General features: G+C 46.4%; 17 protein-coding genes. All 17 read right to left on the bottom strand.

The features are described 5' to 3' along the window. Positions 1 to 16: 16 nt before the first annotated feature. The 17 genes from MB380_RS02325 to MB380_RS02245 all read right to left on the bottom strand — a co-directional run bounded on the left by MB380_RS02325 (position 17) and on the right by MB380_RS02245 (position 23,220). The gene (locus tag MB380_RS02325) at positions 17 to 1,672 is read right to left on the bottom strand and encodes a sodium/sugar symporter (protein ID WP_253532901.1); all 1,656 of its coding nucleotides are present in this window, start codon (positions 1,670 to 1,672) and stop codon (positions 17 to 19) included. Between the two features lie 51 nt (positions 1,673 to 1,723). After that, on the bottom strand, positions 1,724 to 2,380 hold the full coding sequence (gene fsa, locus MB380_RS02320; RefSeq protein ID WP_101726760.1) for a fructose-6-phosphate aldolase: 657 nt from the start codon (positions 2,378 to 2,380) through the stop codon (positions 1,724 to 1,726). 36 nt (positions 2,381 to 2,416) lie between these two features. After that, the gene (locus MB380_RS02315) at positions 2,417 to 3,121 is read right to left on the bottom strand and encodes an L-ribulose-5-phosphate 4-epimerase (RefSeq protein ID WP_253532899.1); all 705 of its coding nucleotides are present in this window, start codon (positions 3,119 to 3,121) and stop codon (positions 2,417 to 2,419) included. Then, on the bottom strand, positions 3,118 to 4,608 hold the full coding sequence (gene araA, locus MB380_RS02310; RefSeq protein WP_253532897.1) for an L-arabinose isomerase: 1,491 nt from the start codon (positions 4,606 to 4,608) through the stop codon (positions 3,118 to 3,120). Before araA ends, MB380_RS02315 begins: the two co-directional genes overlap by 4 nt. Then, entirely contained in the window at positions 4,601 to 6,238 is a 1,638-nt protein-coding gene (locus tag MB380_RS02305) for a ribulokinase (RefSeq protein WP_253532896.1), read from the bottom strand. The genes araA and MB380_RS02305 overlap by 8 nt, the downstream gene beginning before the upstream one ends. Positions 6,239 to 6,314: 76 nt before the next feature. Beyond that, positions 6,315 to 7,013: an NrtR DNA-binding winged helix domain-containing protein gene (locus tag MB380_RS02300; RefSeq protein WP_101726764.1), complete on the bottom strand. Its 699-nt coding sequence runs from the start codon at positions 7,011 to 7,013 to the stop codon at positions 6,315 to 6,317. 197 nt (positions 7,014 to 7,210) lie between these two features. Then, entirely contained in the window at positions 7,211 to 8,752 is a 1,542-nt protein-coding gene (locus MB380_RS02295; RefSeq protein ID WP_253532889.1) for an alpha-N-arabinofuranosidase, read from the bottom strand. Between the two features lie 30 nt (positions 8,753 to 8,782). Beyond that, positions 8,783 to 11,059: a glycoside hydrolase family 127 protein gene (locus tag MB380_RS02290; RefSeq protein ID WP_253532887.1), complete on the bottom strand. Its 2,277-nt coding sequence runs from the start codon at positions 11,057 to 11,059 to the stop codon at positions 8,783 to 8,785. A gap of 52 nt (positions 11,060 to 11,111) precedes the next feature. Further along, the gene (locus tag MB380_RS02285; RefSeq protein ID WP_253532885.1) at positions 11,112 to 13,034 is read right to left on the bottom strand and encodes an alpha/beta hydrolase-fold protein; all 1,923 of its coding nucleotides are present in this window, start codon (positions 13,032 to 13,034) and stop codon (positions 11,112 to 11,114) included. Positions 13,035 to 13,114: 80 nt separating this feature from the next. After that, a complete protein-coding gene (locus MB380_RS02280) occupies positions 13,115 to 14,236 on the bottom strand; it encodes an alpha/beta hydrolase-fold protein (protein ID WP_253532881.1) in 1,122 nt (373 codons plus the stop codon). A gap of 36 nt (positions 14,237 to 14,272) precedes the next feature. Next, positions 14,273 to 15,352 carry an esterase family protein gene (locus MB380_RS02275; RefSeq protein ID WP_253532878.1) on the bottom strand — a complete coding sequence of 360 codons (1,080 nt, stop codon included), beginning with the start codon at positions 15,350 to 15,352 and terminating at the stop codon, positions 14,273 to 14,275. 10 nt (positions 15,353 to 15,362) lie between these two features. Continuing rightward, the gene (locus MB380_RS02270) at positions 15,363 to 16,523 is read right to left on the bottom strand and encodes an esterase family protein (RefSeq protein WP_253532870.1); all 1,161 of its coding nucleotides are present in this window, start codon (positions 16,521 to 16,523) and stop codon (positions 15,363 to 15,365) included. Between the two features lie 31 nt (positions 16,524 to 16,554). Beyond that, positions 16,555 to 17,670, bottom strand: coding sequence for an esterase (locus tag MB380_RS02265; protein WP_253532860.1), 1,116 nt, complete (start codon positions 17,668 to 17,670; stop codon positions 16,555 to 16,557). Positions 17,671 to 17,686: 16 nt separating this feature from the next. Beyond that, the gene (locus MB380_RS02260) at positions 17,687 to 19,771 is read right to left on the bottom strand and encodes an alpha-L-fucosidase (protein WP_253532856.1); all 2,085 of its coding nucleotides are present in this window, start codon (positions 19,769 to 19,771) and stop codon (positions 17,687 to 17,689) included. Positions 19,772 to 19,790: 19 nt separating this feature from the next. Next, entirely contained in the window at positions 19,791 to 21,356 is a 1,566-nt protein-coding gene (locus MB380_RS02255) for a carboxylesterase/lipase family protein (RefSeq protein WP_253532854.1), read from the bottom strand. A gap of 13 nt (positions 21,357 to 21,369) precedes the next feature. Then, entirely contained in the window at positions 21,370 to 22,275 is a 906-nt protein-coding gene (locus MB380_RS02250) for an alpha/beta hydrolase (protein WP_253532852.1), read from the bottom strand. 96 nt (positions 22,276 to 22,371) lie between these two features. Then, positions 22,372 to 23,220 carry a sialate O-acetylesterase gene (locus tag MB380_RS02245; protein ID WP_253532850.1) on the bottom strand — a complete coding sequence of 283 codons (849 nt, stop codon included), beginning with the start codon at positions 23,218 to 23,220 and terminating at the stop codon, positions 22,372 to 22,374. Positions 23,221 to 23,227: the final 7 nt, after the last annotated feature.

Here is a 23,227-nt window from a genome sequence, read left to right as displayed (position 1 = left end):
ATCAGATTGAATAGGTTTACCAAAAAACTGTATAAATTATAACAAAAATACCCACCACAACCCAGGCGCCTATGGTAAAAGGCGTATCTACCTTAAACCATTCTTTCTTTACCTCAAAGGCATTGGCCTGGTCTTTACCTTTACCCTGCAAAAGACTGATGACAATATGCACCAGCGAGCAAATCCAGAACACCAGACCCATCCGGTTCATAAACGGAAATTCGGGGTAAACACTGGCAATTACAGTCGATAGCACAATACTGAGCACGGCAGCTGCCAGTGCGCCGTTGGCAGTAGCTTTTTTCCAGAAAAAGCCCAGTACAAAAATACTGAGAATACCCGGAGAAACATAGCCTGTATAAACCTGAATATACTCAAAAGCCTGCCCGAAATTAGCCAGAAGCGGGCTTACCAGCAAGGCAATGATAAAGGCAATGACAATGGCTACGCGGCCCGTCCAGACGGTTTGCTTTTCAGTCAGGTTTTTATTGAAAAACTTGGTGTGAATATCCAGCATATAAATCGTAGAAATACTATTGGCCTTACCCGCCAGCGACGCCACAATGGCTGCCGTAAGCGCTGCAAAAGCCAGGCCTTTTAAACCCACCGGCAACAGATTCAGCAAAACCGGATACGCATTATCAGGTTTTACGATGCCGTTCTGGGTAATGCCATTAACAATAGAACTATCGGCGTTTTCTTTGAATATCACATAAGCTGCCAGCCCGGGTAAAACCACAATAAAAGGCATCAGCATTTTCATAAAGGCCGCAAACAACACGCCCCTGCGAGCGGTGGTGATATTGGCACCCAATGCCCTTTGTGTAATGTACTGGTTACAGCCAAAATAACTAAGGTTGTTAACCCACTGCCCACCAATAATGAACATCATAATACCCGGTACCTGATGATAGGCATCTATGAAACCTCCTTTGCCGTCATGTACCTGATATTCGCCGGGTTTGAAAATCATGTGCAGGTGGCCATTGGCTTTCTGGGCTATCAGACGCATGCCTTCTAAGACACCTGCGCCGGTACCAACTTTGTTCGATAACAATTCCAGCGCCAGGTAAGTAGTGGCCAGCCCGCCGAAAATCAGGCAAACTACCTGAATTACATCCGTATAGCCAATTACTTTCATACCACCCAGGGTGATAATCACAGCAAAAATGGTCAGGAATAGGGCGCAGGTCATAAAACTAAAACCTGTCATTTTCTCTAAACTGAGCCCCCCCAGATAAATGATAGAGGTAAGGTTGACAAAAATGTAAAGAAACAACCAGAAAACAGCCATGATGGTTGCCAGGCGGCCGTCGTAGCGTTTGGCAAGAAACTGCGGCATTGTAAAAATCTTGTTGTTCAGATACATGGGCAAAAAATACACCGCCACTATCAATAAAGATACCCCACCTAAAAGCTCATACACCGAAATAGCGATACCCAACTGAAAAGCCTGCCCGCTCATACCAATAAATTGCTCGGCAGAAATATTTGAGGCAATAATAGAGGCGCCAATGGCCCACCAGGTTAGCGAGCCTTCTGCCAGGAAAAAATCCTTGCTATCGGCCGACTGCTTCCCTTTGTTTTTATAAATCCAGTATCCGTAAGCAGATACAATAACAAAATATACCAGAAATATGATATAGTCCAGGCTTTCGAGTCCGAGTGTCATTAGATACAGGTGTAATAAGGTTGAATGAGGTTGTCTGGTAAAAGGAGTGTATCAGCCGTTTACTTTTTTGTAATCGGCCAAAAATTTCTCCAGGCCAATGTCAGTAAGCGGGTGCTTCAATAAAGCCGTAATAGCGCTCAAGGGGCCGGTCATTACATCAGAACCGATTTCAGCACATTTAATGATATGCATAGGATGGCGAACCGAAGCGGCCAGAATCTCCGTCGGATACCCGTAGTTATCAAAAATCAGGCGGATTTGTCTGATTAACTCCAGGCCATCCACTGATATATCGTCCAGCCTGCCAACAAACGGCGACACATAGCTGGCGCCTGCTTTGGCAGCCAGCAATGCCTGCCCTGCCGAAAATATCAGGGTACAGTTGGTTCTGATGCCCTTGTCTGTAAAGTACTTGATGGCCTTAATACCGTCTTTTACCATCGGTACTTTTACCACTATATTCTGGTGAATCTCAGCCAGTTCTTCGCCTTCTTTAATAATTCCGTTGAAGTCGGTAGCTATTACTTCTGCCGAAATAGGCCCATCAACAATCTGGCAAATGGCTTTGTAATGGTTCAGGATATTCTCTTTGCCGGCAATACCTTCTTTGGCCATTAGCGAAGGGTTGGTAGTAACCCCATCCAGCACGCCCAGGTCATTGGCTTCTTTAATTTCGGCCAGATTGGCCGTATCAATAAAAAATTTCATTGGTAATGTATTATTTAATGTAAAAATCAGGTTTAGTTAGCATCCTTGTCCGTAATACGCATTTTTACCGTGCTTGCGCTCATAGTGTTTCATGCGTAATGTATCTTTAATACGGGGGGTATCAGGGTTAATCTGCAAGGTAAGCAGCGCCATCCGGGCAACTTCTTCCAGCACAGCAGCATTGTAGACAGACTTTTCAGCGGTTTTGCCCCAGGTAAACGGACCGTGGTTCTGCAAAAGAACCATTTCCACTTCTTTGTGCGACAGCCCTCTGGCCTGAAAGACATCAAATATCTGGTTGCCGGTTTCAAATTCATAGTCTCCTTGTATCATTTCGTCTGTCAGCACCGGTGCACACGGAATATCATGATGAGTGTGGTCGGCATGGGTAGTACCAAACACCGGTATGTCCATACCGGCCTGTGCCCAGGCAACCGCATAAGTGCTGTGTGTATGCGTAACACCGCCGATATCCTGCCAGGTTTTGTAAAGCCGGGCATGCGTTTTGGTATCTGAAGACGGCCGCAGATTACCTTCAACCACCAGGGCATCGTAATCTACAATTACTATATCTTCAACTTTGAGGGTTCCGTAAGGTACCCCACTGGGCTTTATGGCAAAAACAGCTTTTTCTCTGTCAACTACACTTACATTGCCAAAAGTAAACAAAACCAGCTTCAGCTTCGGCAGCATCATATTGGCTTCATAGCACTCTTCTTTTAATGATTGATAGGCGCTCATTTGTAGAATACTTCGTTGATTTTCAGTTCATTCTTCAAACCTCTGATGGTGGTTGCTTTATCAATCACTACCAGTTCAATATCCAGCATTTCTGCCAGGTTTTCAAGGTACTCAACCGTAAGGTTCTGGCTATATACGGTATGGTGTGCCCCTCCTGCCAGTATCCAGGCTTCCAGACCCACCTTCATATCGGGTTGAGGTTTCCATAGCGCCCGGGCAGTAGGTAGTTTAGGAAAAGACTCAGTTACTTCTACTGCTTCTACTTCATTAACAATAAGGCGGAAGCGGTTGCCGAGGTCTACCAGCGAAACGTTCAGAGCCGGGCCTGAGGCAGCATTGAACACCAGGCGTACAGGGTCTTCTTTACCCCCGATGCCCAAAGGATGCACCTCGCAATTAACCGTACCGGTGGCAATGGAAGGGCAGATTTCAAGCATGTGAGAACCCAGAACCATGGCGTTTTCAGGGTCAAAGTGGTAAGTGTAGTCTTCCATAAAGGTGTTGCCTCCTTTCATACCGCTGGCCATTAGTTTCATTACATGCACCATGGCAGAGGTTTTCCAGTCGCCTTCACCGCCATAACCATAGCCGGCGGCCATCATGCGCTGCGAACCGATACCCGGCAGCTGGCGCATACCATGCAGGTCTTCAAAAGTATTGGTGTAGGCACCGTAGCCTCCATCTGTTAAAAATGCTTTCAGGCCCGCCTCTATGCGTGCGGCCTCAACCAGTGAGCTGCGCCTTTCGCCGTTCTTTAAAAGTGAGGGCATCAAGGCGTAAGTATCTTCGTATTCCTGTATCAAACGTTCAATTTCCGCATCAGTAATCTGGTTAATTACCTGCACCAGGTCTCCTACCGCGTGGGTATTCACTGAAAAACCGAACTTCATTTCAGCCGACACCTTGTCGCCGTCAGTAACGGCTACCTGGCGCATGTTATCGCCAAAGCGTACCACTTTCAGGTGTTGCATCTGATACCTGCCTACGGCCACACGTGCCCAGGCATTGATTTTATCGTGCACCTCTGTATCTTGCCAATGCCCTACTACTACCTTGCGGTTCAGGCGCATTTTGGTCATGATATGCCCGAACTCCCTGTCGCCATGCGCCGACTGGTTCAGGTTCATGAAGTCCATATCGATGGTATCAAAAGGAATATTACGGTTGAACTGGGTATGCAAATGAAGAATGGGTAATTGCAGGGCATTTAAACCGCGAATCCACATTTTGGCCGGAGAGAACGTGTGCATCCAGGTAATAACGCCCACGCAGTTGGGGGTATTATTGGCTGCTTTGCAAACAGACCATATCTCGTCGGGGGTTTTTACCACCGGTTTAAATACAATTTTTACGGGTATGGCAGAAGAATTATTGAGTGCATCAGCTATGATCTGCGAGTGTTCATCTACCTGCCGGAGGGTTTCTTCTCCGTAAAGATGCTGGCTACCTGTTACAAACCAAACCTCAAATGATTTTAGATTAAACATTGCTTTCTGTGAATTTTCCTAATCGATGATATTTCTTATATAATTGTTCATATACTTCAACATACGGAGCCCGTGGCACATAGTGGGCATCAAAGCCTGACCCCATGGCCTTTTGTGCGGCAAATAAGTCTGGGTGTATGCCTGCGGCCACTGCGGCATTCATGGCTGCACCTAAGGCACAAGCCTGGTCAGACGAGGCCACTTTTATGGGCATATTCAGCACATCTGCCAGTGTCTGCATCACGAACGGAGATTTTTTGGCCACGCCGCCAATGGCAATTACCTGTTTAATAGGCACCCCTTCTTCTATAAAACGGTCTACTATGGCCTTAGAGCCAAAGGCCGTTGCCTCTACAATCATTTTAAAAAGCCTGACGGCATCGGTACCCAGATTCATACCGGCAAAAGCTGCTTTCAGGGCATGGTTGGCATCGGGTGTCCGCCGGCCGTTAATCCAGTCGGTAGCTACCGGGTCTTTTTCAGTTACCGGTATAACGGCCGCTTTTTCTGATAAATAAGGAATCAGTTTTTCGGCCAGTTCATCCGCTGCTTTTTCGCCCAGCAAGGCTCGCACCGGCTCGGTAATTACTTTCTGAAACCAGGCGTAGTAATCGCCATAGGCAGATTGCCCGGCTTCCATACCCAGCATACCCGGTATAATGGAGCCATCTACCTGCCCGCAAATACCTTTGATAAGCAAATGGCCTATTTCTTCGTTAGGCGCAATGAGCATGTCGCAGGTAGAAGTACCCATTACGCGCACAAAATCGTAGGGTTCAATTTCTGCGCCCACCGCGCCCATGTGGCAATCAAATGCGCCAACACCAATAACCACCTCTGATGAAAGCCCGAGTTTTTGGGCCCATTCGGCAGATATTTTGCCCATTGCCTGGTCTGATGTAAAGGTATCTCTGAAAAGCCTGTCGCGTACACCTGTTAAAAGGGGGTCAAGCCTGCTCAGGAATTCTTCTGAAGGCAGCCCTTCAAATTCTTCATGCCACATGGCTTTATGCCCGGCCGCACAGCGGGAGCGTTTCATGGTTAGCGGATGGGTATTGCCCGTAAGCACGGCAGAAATCCAGTCGCAATGTTCAACCCATGAAAATGCCTTGTTTCGCACGCCTGCGTCTACTCTTAATGTATGAAGTATTTTAGCCCAGAACCACTCAGAAGAATAAATGCCGCCTACATATTTGGTAAAGTCGGTGTCCCATCTATGGGCCAGATTATTGATTTCTTCGGCTTCGGCATTGGCGGTATGGTCTTTCCAGAGAATAAACATCCCATTGGGGTTTTCGGCAAACTCGGGCAACAATGCCAGGGGTGTTCCGGTAGTATCTACCGCTACGGGCGTTGAGCCCGTGGTATCTATTGAAATACCGGCTATTTGCTGCTTTACGGCTTCCGGAATATTCTCTAACGCGGTCTGAATGGCACTTTCAATGCCTTCCAGATAATCCAGCGGGTGTTGTCTGAACTGCGCAATAGAAGGGTTACAATACAAACCTTCATGCCAGCGCTTATAATAAGCAACGGCAGTGCTTAAACATTGCCCGTTGGAAGTATCCACTAATAAAGCACGCACAGAGTCGGTTCCGAAATCAACACCTATTGTAAACTTTTGCTCCATTTATTTATGTGTTAAAATGACACATTTCATTTTATAAAATTACTCCCAGACATAGCGAATCCGGAATTATCTGAGTTTAGATGATTGCATCTGAAATAAAATAGTGAAAGGCATTAAACTGGCTTTGATATTTTTCTTTGTCAAGCTTATAAAGAATAGCCTTTTTTGTGGTTGAATTTTGATTTTTCTCTCCGGTATCAATCAAAAGCTTGGTTGAAAGTATCTTACGGCTAAAGTTTCGTCTGTCAAGCGGTGTATCATAAATCGCTTCATAAAGCCTTTGCAGTTGTGGAATCGTAAATTGCTCTGGCAGCAGCTCAAAACCAATCGGATGCAAAGCAGCCTTGTAACGGAGTTGCTCCAGGGCCAGGTCTACCATCTGGTTATGATCAAAAATAAGGTCTGGTCTGTTTTTCAGGTTTATCCAATAGGCATTTTGCGCCTTTGCCAGGTCCTGATTATGGGCATGAATGTTAATCAGTGCAAAAAAACATATTGAAATCGTTCGTTCTACGGGGTCACGCCCCACCTTGCCGAACGTTTTGATTTCTTCAAAATAAATATCTTTCAAGCCGGTCAAATCATATAAAATTCGGTTGGCTGCCACTTCCAGGTCTTCTTCTGCTTCCAAAAAACCACCCATCAAAGACCATTTTCCTTTTTCAGGCTCAAAATTCCTTTTTATCAGAAGTAACTTAAGCTCTTCACCATCAAAACCAAATACTATACAATCAAGTGCCACCAATATTCTGGTGGAGTGCGGGTATTTATTCATTATATAATTTGATGCATAAAATTTGCGCAATTTTAGTATTACCCTCCTTAAAATCAATAAAATTCGTGAAAATCAAGGATTTTCACGAATCAAATTAATCTTAACCTAATATAAACTAATAGTAGATGCAAATCTAATTGTGTAAATATAACACAATATTTTCAAATTGTATAAAGTGCCGAAAAGTATTTAAGATTTTACTTCCTTACATTCAACACAATAACCGAGTACGCCGGCACTGTAAGTTTCAATACGCCTTTCTCAAGTCTGGCTCCGCTGAAGTCTTTTACCGAAACTTTTTGCGGTTGCTCAAAGGTGTTGTGGTCGCTTATTTTTGCCGAGCTTAAAATCTGTCCTGTAACCTTAGAAAAGTCTTCACCTCTCAGATTAATGGTTACCTCATGGGCCTTGCTGAAATCAATATTGGTAAGCGATATATTAACGCCATTTTCATTTCTTGAAGCAGAAGCAGAAACGGCTGTCAGCTTTTTGCCCTGGTACTCATAAGCCGGAGACTCAATACTGATGGGTACCAGTCGGGCATCCTGATGCACATTATACATCTTCATGACATGATAAGTGGGTGTCAGAATCATTTTCTCTTCGTTAGTCAGTATTACCGACTGCAGCACGTTAACTATCTGCGCCAGGTTGGCACCTCGCACACGGTCTGCATGATTATTGAAGATGTTAAGGGTAAGACCGGCTATCATGGCATCGCGCATGGTGTTCTGCTGATATAAAAACCCGGGATTCGTGCCCGGCTCTACATTGTACCAGCCACCCCATTCGTCTACAATTAAAGCTATGTTTTTCTGAGGATCATACTTGTCCATAATGGTGCTGTGGCCTTTAATAAACTCTTCCATCTGCCAGGCCTCATCCATGGTTTTGAAATACTGCGCTTCGGTAAAATCTACCGACGGCCCCTTGTCTGTCCAGCTTAGTACCGAGTAATGATGTAATGCAACAGCCGCCAGCATTTTATGCGGAATGTTCTTCATCAGGGTTTCTGTCCAGGCATAGTCGCCATCACTGGCACCCGAGGCAATACGATAAAGTTTAGAGGAGTTGTCCCAATCTGTCATGAAAGTGGCATACTGGCGATAAATGTTGGCATAATAATCGGCCGTCATGTTTCCGCCGCATCCCCAGGCCTCGTTGCCTACACCCCACATCTTCACGCTCCAGGGTTTTTCACGGCCATTCTGTTTACGTAGCTCCGACATCGGGCTGCCCCCGGGATGATTCACATAAGTTACCCAATCGGTCAGGTCTTTAACGGTACCGCTACCTACGTTGCCTGCCAGATACGGCTCAGCGCCGATGCGCTCGCACAAATCAAGGAAATCGTGCGTACCAAAACTGTTGTCTTCTGTTACGCCACCCCACCATACATTAACCATTTTGGGGCGGTTAGCCTTGGGCCCTATGCCGTCTTTCCATTGGTAGGTATCGGCAAAGCATCCGCCCGGCCAGCGCAGGTTAGGCACCTTCAGGTCTTTCAGTGCCTGAATAATATCATTTCTTACACCGGCCGTGTTGGGTATTCTGGTGTTTCCTTCGCCAACATAAATACCACCATAAATACAGCGGCCCAGGTGTTCGGCAAAGTGGCCGTAAATATGCTTGCTGATCTGGGTTTTAGCCAGGTCGGTGTTCAGGGTAATTTTGGTTTGCGCCAGTGTATTTACCAACGCAGCACACACCATAATTAATGATAGAATAGTTCTTTTCACGGTATTATAATTTTTATTTTTGTCTTTTTTTTACTCCTTCATAAGCCTGAACTGATTGAATCTGGGCGATAAAGCGTTTTGTGTTGTTTCAATTCTTACCTCTACCCATTCGGCATCAATACCTGTAACTAGTAGTAAGTTATCCGCTTTAACGATTGGTTCAACCGGTTTTCCATTAATCAATATCCTTACTTTGCCGCTATTGAAGTTTTCCAGCGTGGTAATTTCCAGCTGTCTGCCAGCCAGCCCTTTGTTTTGCAACTGATAAGCAAAATACGCACGTGTAGAACGCCAGAAATGCTCGTCATCATAGCCGGTAAAACTTTTTTCTCCTTTATACTGGTGGTCAACTTCCGATTGCTGTTCTCCACAATTGACCTTATCAACCGTACGCGCTTCTTTGGCCAGCAGTTCTTTTTCTTTCTGCTTCAGTTTCTGTTGATGCGCCTCATAATTCTTACCTGTAAAGGTAGGGAAATACATTTGATAGCGGGCTTCGTGAATCTCAAAAAAGGGCTGCAGTGTAAGCGAATCTAAACTAAACCTGAGATTACCGAGCGGCTTTAATTTTGAAACAAAATGGCCGGAGTCGTCCACCAGTGCAAATGCCTTGTCGAGCGGATAAAGCGGGCCTTTGGTTTCATGACCCATGCGGCTGTCGTCGGCAAACTGACCCGTGAGGTCGCGGGTTGAGGTGGCTGCCGCCAGCACGATGGGGCCATTGACAAATGCCGCCCAGTTAGAGCCATCCGGCAGATTCTCCAGATGGGTGGCTGTCTTGAAACGGATAATGACCCTGTCGCCTGTTTTCCATTTCCTGTTCAGGGCGGCATAACCGGCTGGCTGCGCCACAAAGTTATGCTTTTTACCATTCACTAAAACTTCATAATGCTGCGCCCAATTCGGAATCCTGATATTGACAGCAAACCGTTTGGGAGGTACCGTTTTAAACACCAATTCTGATTGATTTTGATACGGGAAATCGGTTTTCTGTGTCAGACTAATCCCCTTTTCTTTCCAGGTCAGACTTGACGGAATGAAAAGGTTGACAAATACTTCATCAGCCGTATGGCTGTAAATCAGCTCGCCATATTTGGTATGGTTTTCAATGCCAGAACCTACGCAGCACCACATACTGGTTTCTGGCTGAGAATACACCCGGTAATGATTGGGGCGGATGGGTGTAAAATAGACAAAGCCGCCCTTTTCGGGATGCTGGCTGGACAAGATATGATTGTACATGGTACGCTCATAAAAATTCAGGTATTGCACATCCTGATTATCCAGAAATAAGGCCTTGCTCAGGCGCAACATATTGAACGAGTTGCAGGTTTCTGGGCCTTGGTTGGTTGCCAGCATTTTGCTGAAATCATTAACCGGATTGAAATGTTCTCTCATGCTGTTACCGCCAAAGGCTACGCTTCTGGTTTGTGAAACATTCTGCCAGAAATACCGGGCCGCTGCCGACCACTGGCCGTTATTTGTTAAAGCCCCAATTTTCTCAAACCCGATTACTTTCGGAATCTGCGTGTTGGCATGCAGGCCGGTCAGTTTATCCTGCTTGGCTATAAGTGGGTCTAATAATGCCCTATGAGACAACCTTTCGGCAGCCTGGAGATACTTACGGTCTTGGGTAAGCATATACAAATCGGCGAAGGTTTCGTTGATACCCCCGTGTTCGGTGCGCAGTATCTGCTGAATCTGTGCATCAGAAAGGGGCTGTATCAGGTCAATAAACCAGTCACCCAAGCCTATCAGCACCTGTTTTGCCTGCTGATTACCGGCGTACACATAGGCGTCTCGCAAACCGGCAAATAATTTATGAATATTATACAGCGGCACCCAGGTGTTGTTCAGACCAAAGCTGCTGCCGTCAATATCACCTTTATGGATTCTTTCCCAGAACACCTTGCCTTGCGGAATCCCCCCTACGTAACCATTGCCGTTTTTTGCCTGGCATTGTGCCAGCTCAGCAATCATGTAATCGAGCCGGGTTTTCATTTCGGCGTTTCCGGTACTGGCATACATCATGGCCAGCGCCGACAGATAATGGCCCCCGATATGCCCATCCAGACCAGAACTTTCCCAGTTTCCATACCGGCTGGTTTTTGGAGGCAGACCGGCATCCAGCAGGTAAGGTGCCAGCAGTTTATCGGGGTTCAGGGCCAGTATATACTTCAGGTCAACATCCTGAGCATTCTTAAAAATGCCATCGTTTAGCTTAACTTCCTGCAATGAAAAAGGCCGCATCTGTGCCTGAACAGACAAAGAGCAAAACACCAGACCAATGAATACTATTTTTCTCATATTGTTTTCTAAACGCTTCACACCGTTAATGCTCAGGATGCCCCACAATTAATTATTTGAACAGTAGCTGAGCGAACTCCATCAAATCATGTCGCCAGACAGGCCAGGTGTGTCCACCGGCATACTCACTGTATTTATACTTAACACCTAATTCGTCAAACTTTTTCATCATTATCTGGCAATTGGCATGGGCAATGTCTTCTTTACCGCCCTGCGATATCCAGAATTCTTTCAGGTTGCCGTTTATTTTATCTTTGTTGGTTTTCATGTACTCATACTGTGGGTCAGACAATTTGTTATTATTTGCCCACCAGCCCGAACTGAAAACACCCAGATAATTAAACATTTCGGTGTTGTGCACACCCGCATGCAAGGTCTGCAAACCACCCATTGACAAACCTGCTAAAGCCCGGTTTTTGCCATCGGCCAGAACCCTGTAGTTGGCTTCAATTACCGGAATCACACCATTCTTCAATTCATTTTCAAAGGCTTTCAGAGCGTTTTCATTAAAACCTGCCACGCCGCCACCCATGCCAACGTTACCGTCTACCATCACAATCAGCATGGGTTTTGCTTTCTTTTCAGCAATGAGGTTATCCAGAATCAAATCGGTTTTACCCTGTGTTGCCCAGCCTCTCTGGTCTTCACCACCGCCATGCAGCAGGTATAATACCGGATATTTTTCCGTAGACACATCATAGCCGGGAGGTGCATAGATATACATTTCTCTCCAACTGTTAGAGGCCTTTGAGAAATATTTTTTGATGCGGATATCGCCATGAGGCACATCTTTCAGCGCATAAAAGCCTCCTTCTTTGTAAGGTATTTCAATGCCGCTGGCCATTCGGCTCATTCCGTAGAAACTTTCACTGGCGGGGTCGGCCACGGCCACGCCGTCAATCAGCAATGAGTAATAATGAAACCCTCTGCTCACCGAGTCGGTAGTTACCGTCCACACCCCACTGGTGTCTTTTACCATGTCATACTTTTTGCCCAGGTCAATCTGCACCTTTTGGGCTGCTGGCGCTTTTACCTTAAATATCACCCGGTTATCAGGCAGTATCTGCGGGTACTTGCCGTTTCTGATATTGGTGGCGGCGGGCGTACCCAACACTGAGTAACGGGTAAAGTCTTTGGTACTTACCGGCTTGAACAAAAACTGAGAAAACATATACAGGCCGTTTTTCCAGACTTTAAAATCGTGTACGCCCGGCTCAAGGTAATAAATGTGCGGCACATCTTTCTCGTACAGGTAATCATGCGTGCGTTTACTGAAAGTAATCAGTCCGTCTGCATCACCGCACGAAATCCACAGAAGTTTCAGTTTTTTTCTGGCTTCTTCCGGGTCTGGTACCAGTTCTTCCGGCCTTTTGGTATTGGGCGCTGAAGAAAAACCACCCACCCAGGCAAACTTGTCCAGATTGCCCAGACCAAAATTTAGCGATTGCCCGCCACCCATTGACAGCCCCGCAATGGCTCTGTTTTCGCGGTCAGCCAGTACAGGGTATTTTTTTTCAATAAAGGGTATCAGGTCATTCAATAAATCTTTCTCAAAAGTAGCAAAAGCTTCCACTTTCTCGCGATCAAATATATTGCCAATGGCGCGGTCGTCTTTCATGGCCCTGCCGTTTGGCATCACCACTATCATGGGTTGCAGCTTGCCTTGGGCGTACAGGTTATCCAGAATTACCGGAGGATTCCCACCATTCAGCCATTCTTTGTCGTCACCGCCAATGCCATGCAACAGGTACAAAACCGGATACTTTTTCTTTTTATCAAAACCAGGTGGCGTATACACCAGGGCCTTACGGGTGGCGCCTACGGTTTTGGATTCATATTTTATAGAATCCAGCCTGCCTTTGGCTATGCCGGTTTGTTCTTTATCAAAACCTTTGGGCGCTTCTTTTTCGATTGACTGGGCAAAGGATGAAATCACCATGCCTAAAATACCGATGAGCGATACAATTTTTTTCATCTGTTGTAAGAATTTATCTACCTGCTGTAAGAAATTTTTTCAAGAATCTGGCGGGCCACAAGACCCACCAGACCAACGGTTTATTTTTTGAAAAGAAGCGGTGCTAACTGATACAGACTGCGGCGCCAGGTCTGAAACTCATGCCCGGTACCGTCTGACACAAAAGAAACGGCGTTAAAACCAGCGTTTTTCAGCTCTTCAGCTGCTTTTTTCACGCCATCAGGGCGTTCTTTACTGCCACAGCTCAGAAAAATCAATTTCACTTTCGACTTATCCTTGATATCAGCCGGGGCATATATCCCCCCGCTTAACAAACCATAATAGCCAAAAACATCCGGGTTATTAAGCGTAATGGTCTTTGTTTCCATTCCGCCCATCGACAACCCAGCCATCGCGCGGTTATCCCGGTTGGCCAGGGTACGGAAATGGCCGTCTACATACGGAATCAGCTCATTAATCAGCACCGTCTGAAAAGGGTCAATCTTGAAATTGCGCATTCCACCCGGTTTTACATCGTTGGTCATACCGTAGGTCATTACAATAATAAAGGGCTTGATTTTGCCTTCGGCTATCATATTATCCATAATCAGGTTGGCGTGCCCCTGGTTGCTCCAGGCGGTTTCATCTTCACCCCAGCCATGTTGCAGGTACAAAACAGGATATTTAGCCTTGGTATCTTTTTCGTATCCCGGAGGCGTATAAACAAATGCTCTTCTGGATGTATTGGTGCTGGGCGATGGGAACAACACCTGCTGTACATGGCCATGCGGTACGTTTTTCAGGGCATAGAAGTCCTGATCATGGGCAGGTATTTCAATGCCGCTTTCCCAACGAACCGAGCCATAATAGTTCAGCGCACCGGGGTCGTTGAATTTCCCGCCATCAATTCTTACATTGTAGTAGTGAAAACCCTCATCCATCGGGCCTTCGGTGGTGCCCATCCAGGTACCATCTTCTGCTTTAGCCAGTTTGGTGCCTTTTCCACCGCCCAAACCCAGGCTCACGCGCACACTGTCGGCGGCGGGTGCAACTATCTTGAAGCGGGCATAACGTTGCGAATTAACCATTGGGTATTCCTGCCCAGGCTGGTTTAATGATGAAGGCTTGAAGTCTTCAATAATGTTGGCCTGTTGGGCCTGTGCCACAAAAGCACTACCTGCAAGGGCAGCCACAGCGGCAAGTTGTAATAATGTGCTTTTCATTGTTTTAAGGTTGATTTTGGTAAGAGAGGTATGTAATTATTTAAAAGCCTGTTGTAATGAATTTGCCAGAAACAGCTTACAGTTCATCCAGGTATGCCCGCCAGACACAATCAGAGGTTCAACCTTGATTTTCTTTTCCTGAAACATGGCTATATTTTGTTTCACGCTTTCATAGAGAAAATCTTCTGTGCCTACGCTGATGGTAAAGAGCTTCACCTGTTTGTTTATCAAACCGGCATTGGGGTTCCAGTCGGTAAAATTCTTCTTGAATTCTTCAGTAGCTGTGTACGGGGCATAAGAAAAAATATAACCGAATTTATCGGTATTGGTAAACCCGATATTCAGGGTTTGCCCGCCACCTACCGAAAACCCGGCTATTGCCCGGTTTTTACTGTCGGTCTTAGCCGGATAGTTTGCCTCAATAAACGGGATAATGTCATTAACTATCTCCTTCGTAAAGTCTGGCATCGGGCTTGGGCGCACATTGCCGTATGGCATCACAATAATCATGGGTGTTGCTTTTCCCTGAGCAATGAGGTTGTCGGCAATGAAATTGGCCCGGCCTACTTTCGTCCAGGTCTCCTGCGTATCAGAGCCGCCATGAATCAGATACAATACCGGATATTTGGTTTTGCCGCTGGCATCAAAATTCGGTGGGGTATATACCAGCAGGTCTCTTGTACGCCCCAGTGTTTTTGAGTTGTAGTATTGATAATGAATTTTTCCGTGCGGCACATTCTGCAAAGCATGCACCAGTGGTGTTTTACCCGGCACATCAACAATACTGCGTTTGAAACGCTCATTGGCAAAAATAAAAGTATTGTTAGGGTCGGCTATCTGCACGCTGTCTACATAATAACTGTATGGGTAAATATCAGGTTTAATAGCCGGTACGGTAACAGACCAGATTCCGGCGGTATCTCTGGTCATGGCTACGGGGGCTTTCAGAAATTCGCCTGAAAGCGAGACTCTCTGCGCTTTTTTAGAAAAGTATCTGAACGTAACGCTGTTGTCGGCCTGCACATCAGGCGAACTGATAACGGGCGGTCTTTGCTGTGCGAAAACGCCCCCGCCCACCGTTAGCATCAGGAATATGAATGGGATATATTTTTTCATGATTTTAGTTTTATTGAAATAACAAGGGCAGGGTTTGGTTCATGTATTTCTTCACGTTCATCCAGGTATGGCCACCATCCGTTACATAGCTTTTGAAGTTGATTTTTCTGGCCTTCAGATAATCTTCAAACTCAACAGTACCTTTGTACAGAAAGTCTTCAGTACCAATGCCCGACCATAGCAGTTTCAGTTGTTGGTTGGTTCTGTCGGCATTGCCACCAATGTGGCTGAACCCCTTGTCCATTTCAGCGGGTGATATGTACGATGCGTAACTGCAAACCCAGGCAAACTTATCCATATTATTAAAAGCAGCTCTGAGTGTTTGCCCGCCACCCCTTGAAAAACCAGCGATGGCTCGGTTCTCACGGTTATTGAGCGTGCGATAGTTTTTCTCTATATAGGGAATAATATTGGTGATTAAATCGGTCTCAAAAAATTTGGCTCTTTTAATGGCAACTTCGCTGTCACGGTTCATGATGTCGGCTGGTTTAGCCTGGCTTTTCTGCTCGGCAATGCGTGCCGCCGGATTACCATACGGCATAACCACTAGCATGGGTTTGGCTTTGCCGTCTGCAATCAGGTTATCCAGTATAAGGTTGGTTTTTCCTACTTTAAAAAAGGTCTCTTCGGTATCGGTTGTGCCGCTTATCAGATAAAAAACGGGGTATTTTTTGGCTTTATCTTTTGTGTATCCCGGTGGTGTGTACACTACTAAAGTTCCGGTTGAACCTTCCACAGAAGGGTAGTACTCATAGCTGATGGTACCATGAGGCACATTAGTTAATGAATACACCGAAGGTGCATCATCCGGAATCTCAACAAGGCTTGCCTTGAAACGTTCATTCGGAAAAAAGGCTACATTGGCCGGGTCCATTACAGTAACGCCATCAACCACAAAACTGTAAGGATAAATATCCGGTTTTACAGGGGCGGTGGTAACGCTCCAGATACCCTGCGCATCTTTGGCGAGGTCTACGGGGGCTTTCAGAAACTGCCCGCTGAGTTTTACTTCTTTGGCTGCTGGTGCCAGATACCTGAAAGTTACCGATTTGTCGGCATTTACCTGTGGCGAAACCACCAAAGGCCCTCTGGGAGGCTGGCCGCTTACCTTGCCTGCGAAAACCAGCAGCAGGGTGAGCGTTAAAAGCTGGATAGTCACAATTGTTTTCATTTTCATAGTTTTTATTTAAAGCTTAAATCAATTACCGGAATAATTTGGGCGCAATGGTTGACAAATACAGTTTGCAGTTCATCCAGGTGTGTCCTCCGTCTGAAATCAGGCTTTCGTATCTGATTTTCTTCTGGTTCAGCACCTCTATAAATTCCTGATTTACCCCATACAAACCATCTTCTTTGCCCACCCCAATCCAGAACAATTTCAGATTTTTATTTACCAGTTCAGGATTTTTAAAGGCTGTCTCATTGTTTCTGTCGAACTCGTTTTTGAGCATTCCCGGAGCAAAACCGCACACGTAAGCAAACTTGTCGGTATTGTTCAGTCCGAAGTAAAGGGTGGTGCCGCCTCCGCCCGAAAAACCGGCAATGGCCCTGCTGTTTTTGTCTTTGATGGTTCTGTAGTTTTGTTCAATAAAGGGCATCAGGTTATTGAAGAAATCTTCTTTAAACGCCTGCAGGTTATCCCAGTTTCGCAGGCTGCCTGACGATTTGCTGATAACCGGATAGGCCCGCCCATAAGGCATTACAATAATCATGGGTCTGGCTTTACCCTGCGCTATCAGATTATCCAGAATAATATTGGCCCGGCCTACCTTTGTCCAGGTTTCTTCGGTATCGGTAGTGCCATGCAGCAGATACAATACAGGATACGCGGTTTTGGTATTGGATTCATACCCCGCAGGCGTGTAAACAACCACCGGGCGCGTACCCAGTTCGGGCGATGTATAATAGCGATAAGCAACCGTACCATGCGGTACAGGCTGAATGGTATGCACCAATGGTATGCTGCCGGTTACTTCAACCAGACTATTCTGGAAACCCTCATTCGGAAAAATAACCGAATTGGCGGGGTCGGATACCGGAAGACCATCAACCTGAAAGGCGTACGGATACATATCTGGTTTTACCGGGCCCACTTTCACGCTCCATACACCCCGCTCATCTTTGTTCATGGCCACTGCTGCTTTCTCAAACTGCGCATTGAGTTTTACTTCTCTGGCTGTTGGTGCATAAAGGCGGAAGGTAACGGTGTTATCAGGATGCACCTCCGGCGAAACCACCGTTGGCCTGGGGTTGGGCTGGGCTTTTGCCACTAACCCTAAACCCATCAGTAAGAGGCTTGTAATCAGCTTTTTTTGCATAGTACGGTTTAGATTTTTACTGGGTAATAATATCTATCTCGGCATATCCCGGAGCAGCGCCTTCCTGCACATTTTTAAGGGCCCGCAGCCTGATGTATCTGGCCTGCGACGGTTCAAACAGCTTATCCTGCCAGAATGGGCTGTTCTTAATATTGGCAAACTCGCCTTCACTTTTCAGTTGCCAGGTTTTGTTATCGGTTGAAACCTCAAACTGATAATGAGTAATGATGCCGGCATCGGCCCACCAGTTCTGGTCTGGCAGGTATCTGAAACCCCTCACCATTTGCTGTGTACCTAAGTCAATTGTTAAATCTACCGGCATCTTCAACCCCTTATCCTGATGCCAGGAGGTATTCGGGTTTCCGTCCAGTACCTGATAGGCTCCTTCTTTGCCGGTGCTTAGTATTTCCCAGTTTTTGCGTGCCACATCAAACTTCTCTTCGCTTATCACGCTTTTTTGCTTCGTAAACGGGTTATAAGCAATGGCTTTTACTTCCAGTTTACCTTCACCGCTTTTTACAGGAACTGTATACCTGGCCGTATTCGGGCCGGGCATACTTCCATCTAATGTATAATAGAGCACCGACTCAGCATCGCCTGACTGAAGGTGAACATTACCGGCCTGGTCGCGCATGATAACCGGTGGAGCTAGAATAATCGGGGCATTATAAATTTCCAGATTCGATATGAGCGGGGTACTTTTGGCATCCAGAATGGTAAACCTTATCTGCGTAGCTTCAATTGTCGGAAACCGCAGGATACGCTTGTAGCCAATGGTGGTTTCTCTGGCAATTTCCTGCCATTGGCCTTTTACCAATGCCTCTACACTAAAGGCTTTTACCCGCTGCCCCAGCTTGATAGGCTCCTGTACCAGAAAGCGGTTAAAGGATATAGGCTTTGTATATTGCAGGGTAAGAGAAGCTTTTCTGCTTGTATCGTTTACCGCCCAGTAGCTGTCTTTGTCTGCATCTATGGCCTTGGCCGCGATATAAGTCTGGCTGTTACCTCTAACCTGCGATGCACTCACTTTTGCACCTGTAGCAAGATTTTTTGCAAATGCGGCTTTAACGGCATTGGCAAATTCAATAGCCACTTTTTCATCCTGCGGGTGAATCAACCCATTGGGCATCACCGGAAAATTAAGTAGAAGTGTACCATTACGCCCGATGGAATGATAGTAGGTATCCATCAATTGCGGCAGCGTTTTTACTTTTCTATCTTCTCTTTCATGATAAAACCATTCAGGACGAATAGAGGTATTTACCTCGCCCGGCACCCAGGCATTGCCGTTTTCAACACCATGGCGCAACATATCTTCGGGTACATCGCCGGTGGCATTCAACAGGCTCCAGTTGGTTTCACCTACATAACCTGCTTCGGTTCCCACCCATCGCAAATCGGCCCGGTCTCCGCCATCATTCCATATCACAATATTGGGTTGCAGCTTACGCACCAGCTTATAGGTTTCCGGCCAGTCGTAATACGTTTTGGCATCAATTTTACGGGTTTCGTTGGCACCACCATAATAGCCCGAACCGCCATTGGCGCCATCAAACCACACTTCAAAAATATCTCCGTAGTTTGTCAATAGTTCGGTCAGCTGGTTTCTGAAATAAGTAATATACTCCGGTTTTCCGTAGTCAGGATGGTTTCTGTCCCATGGAGACAGATAAACACCGAATTTGAGGCCATATTCTTTGCAGGCATCTGCCAGCTCTCTTACCACGTCGCCTTTGCCGTTTTTCCAGGGTGCGTTTTTTACCGAGTACTCTGTATATTTCGACGGCCACATACAAAATCCGCTATGGTGTTTAGCCGTGAAAATGATGCCTTTCATGCCAGCTTGCTTACATATTCTTGCCCATTGTCTGCAATCGAGTTTTTCAGGGTTAAACAAAGCCAAAGGTTCATTGCCAAACCCCCAGGCCATATCGGTATAGGTGTTTACCGAATAATGAATGAAAGCATAATACTCCATTTTTTGCCACCGAAGCTGATTAGCGCCGGGTACAGGCCCGTAAGGCTGCGGTGGGGTAACCTGGCTAAAAGCCAGTAAAACCATAAGATTTAAAACTAAGGTATTTAGTACCGTTTTTTTCATTGTAATTAGTTAGATGAATTTACCTGGCCCATTGTTTTCCTTCTGAGGTGCGGCGCCATTCAAAGTATTTATCAAGCACCTGCAAGGCCTCTGCGCTTGGCACGCCACCCATTTGCGCCTTTTGCTGAAAATGCATCACACCGGGCTTCTGAATGCTGAATGGCTCCCACTGAGGTACGCCTTTGCCGTTAGGGTCGCCGTATTTGGCAAAGTTTGTCCAGTAAGTCATAATTGTTTCTGAGACATCGGCATCGCTTGGCGTCTTTTCCTGACTATTCGGATTAATGTGTCCGAACACAAAGCCTACGTCTTGCCCATGAGGCGAACCATAGCCATGCCGCGGTGAATCAGCCGGAAACTCCGGGTGCTGGTCGAAGTAGTAATAGTAAACCTTCGACTTACCGGTTTGTGATTGTAGCCTTGCCCAACTCCAGGTATGCCAGCCAAATGCAGCATCACGCGCCAGGTCGCGAGCCGTTTTAGGCACCTTGGTTTCACCAACCGGGTAGGCCTTTATCAGTTCATCGGCAAATTTCCCATAGCGTTTGTTTGTACCATCCACATAATCTTTAGGTGTTTTGGGTGGAGAGAAACTAGCGCCTTCGTCTGAATTATAGCCAATCAGTATGGGGGTATCGTTATATTTTTTTCTTTCGTATAGTAAGTGCTGGTCGTCAGGCACTACGTAGCCGTCAATGATAGGCCAGGCACCGGGCAGGCCAAATCCCGACGGCAGTTTGTCGGCAGGTAAACTTCTTAATTCAGCCAGATTTTTAGCACCGGCTTTCTCCATAAACTCTAGCCCCTGTTTTTCTGCAAAAGAAAGCATCTTCATGTTTTCTCCGGGATACGTTGTACTCCGGTAAGGACCAAAAGAACCGCCACTCTGAGAAATAGCTCCATGAAACAAACCTTTGGCCAAAGGTGAAACACAAAGCATACTGACGGCTATACCCCCGGCAGACTCACCAAAGATGGTTACTTTGTCGGGGTTACCACCAAAGGCTTTGATATTTTGCCGAACCCATTTCAAACCGGCAATCATATCGAGCAATCCATAATTACCTGATACCCGCTGTGGGTTTTCAGCGCTTAACTCCGGATGTGCCAGAAAACCCATCTGCCCTACCCGGTAAGCGATGCTTACCAGTATTACTCCTTTTTTGGCGAGGTTCTCGCCGGTGTAAACAGGCTCTGAAGTGGCACCGAAACTAAAGCCCCCTCCGTAAATCCAGACCAATACCGGCAGGTTCTCTTTAGGCGTTTTGACCGGCGACCAGATGTTCAGATACAGACAGTCTTCACTTTTACCTGAAGGCGGATTCCCCCCCTGAAACGGAGCCGGAGCAAACTGTGTGGTATTTTTTACGCCCGACCAGGCGGCCGCAGGCTGCGGGGCTTTCCAGCGGAGCTCACCGACAGGAGGTGCCGCAAACGGAATACCTTTAAAGACAGCTAAACCACCTTCAATTGTTCCCTGAACCAAACCCTGCTGCACTTTTACAGGTTTGTCCAGTTGGGCTACACCGGTAATAGGTACTAACGCCAGCAAAAGTTTTAATAAGTATAAAGATTGTTTTTTCATTAGTTTCAGTTATTTATTTGGTCCAACCATAACGTTTTAGCCAATCAAACAAGGGGTTCATCCAGCCCGGATGCCTGAATATAAATCCATGGTCACCCTTCGGGAAAATATGCATTTCTACGTCTACTTTATGTTTTCTGAGCCGCTCAAAGTAGGCAATGCTGTTGTCTACATCCACTACTTTATCATCTGCAGCATGGGTAAGCCACGCTGGTGGTGTATTGGCTTTGATTTGCAAATCGTTTGAAAAATACTGTTTGTCTTCTGAAGATGGATTTTTGCCGAGCAGGTTATCTCTTGAGCCATGATGCGTGAGGCTGTCAAGCATACTGATAACCGGATAAACCAGTATCTGGAAGTCTGGCCGAAGGCTTGTTTTTTCAGGATTACTCACCCAGGCTTTTTCGAAATGCGTGGCGGCAGTGCTGGCCAGATGCCCTCCGGCCGAAAAACCCATGATTCCGATTTTATTTGGGTCAATGCCCCATCCGGCGGCATTGTCTCTCACAAGCTTTATGGCTTGCTGGGCGTCCTGCAAGGGGCCGATTTTCTTATCGTTCATTATTTCGTCACTCGGCAGGCGATACTTTAACACAAAGGCGGCTATCCCTTTTTCTGCCAGCGCTTTGGCCGTATTTATGCCTTCTCCGTTATAGACAATTACGCCATACCCTCCGCCGGCAACCACAATCACAGCAGCGCCCGTAGATAGTGCCGGATTAGCCTTGTAGTATTCCAGAGTCGGGTTGGTGATGCCTTTGTAAACGCCGTTTTCTGCCCCTGTCTCTTTTACGGCAGCGGGCTTTGCGTTCGGAACGCCATTCGGGTACAATATTATTTTTTCCTGAGCAATGGTAACCAAACTTTGGGCAAGATTGAAAAATGCTGAAATGCAGAATATAAGATATACCCTTTTCATGATAGTTTTATTTAAGGTTGATTTTAGAAAAATAATACTATTATAAATAAGTTTCAGCAATTCATCTAATCTATTGGCAAAGTGTCTTTTGTGCGTTTATTTTCTTCCTTCAGCAACCAGTAGAGCCGCAGCGTACCTCTTGCCGAAATCTCGCACCCCCTCACTGCTGAAATGCAGTTTGTCTGGCACTGCAGGCAGGCCTTTTGACGAAACAACGACGGCTTTTGGCAGAGTTTGAGGCAGCGTAGCTATAATTTCGTTCATGCTGGCACATTTACCGCCCTGGTCTGCACCCACCACCTCTCCGGCAAGCAGAGGAATAGAGTTTGGAGCCAGGTTCAAATCGGCCAGAATATCGTCATACAGTTTCTTTACCTGTGCGGGCCAGGTTTTGTCGCCGGTGTTTGACTCTCCCTGATGCAACAGAATGCCTTTAATAACGCCCGATTTCTGGGCAATTCTGGCCATTTCAATCAGCCTTTCGTACGGGTTGCCGCCATATTCTTTGGCCATATTAATCATCCAGGGTTTTTCTTTGGCGGATGAATCCAGATAAGCCTTATACTTTACTTTATCAAAAATTTCAAGTTTGCTACCTGCCACGGCAACATGTACGAGCCCGAGCGATTGCTCATTGGGCATGGTTTCAAGCATGGCACGGCCAAAGTAATCAGCTGGCGAAAGCCCTGTTCTGCAGCGGCACAATGGCGGTTTGGCTGTATACCACTGCCCTTTTGCGCGGTTAATCTGGGGGCAATCTACGGCTTCCAGTATTTTAAAGCGGGGGTCAATAGTTAGGGTATCCTGTGCTTCAATGCGCCCGGCACCTTCCATATTTGACTGACCTATGCAGAGGTAGATATGAAAGTTGGGGTTCTGAGCCACACAAACCTGCCCTGCCAGCAGGGAAGCAGAAATCAGCAGGTAAACAAAGACATTTTTCATAGTTTTA

Source organism: Emticicia sp. 21SJ11W-3 (assembly GCF_024138715.1).
In the GTDB taxonomy this organism is placed as follows: domain Bacteria; phylum Bacteroidota; class Bacteroidia; order Cytophagales; family Spirosomataceae; genus Emticicia; species Emticicia fluvialis.
The sequence above is the reverse complement of the archived record's forward strand: the minus strand, read 5'-3'. Positions and strand labels throughout refer to the sequence as shown.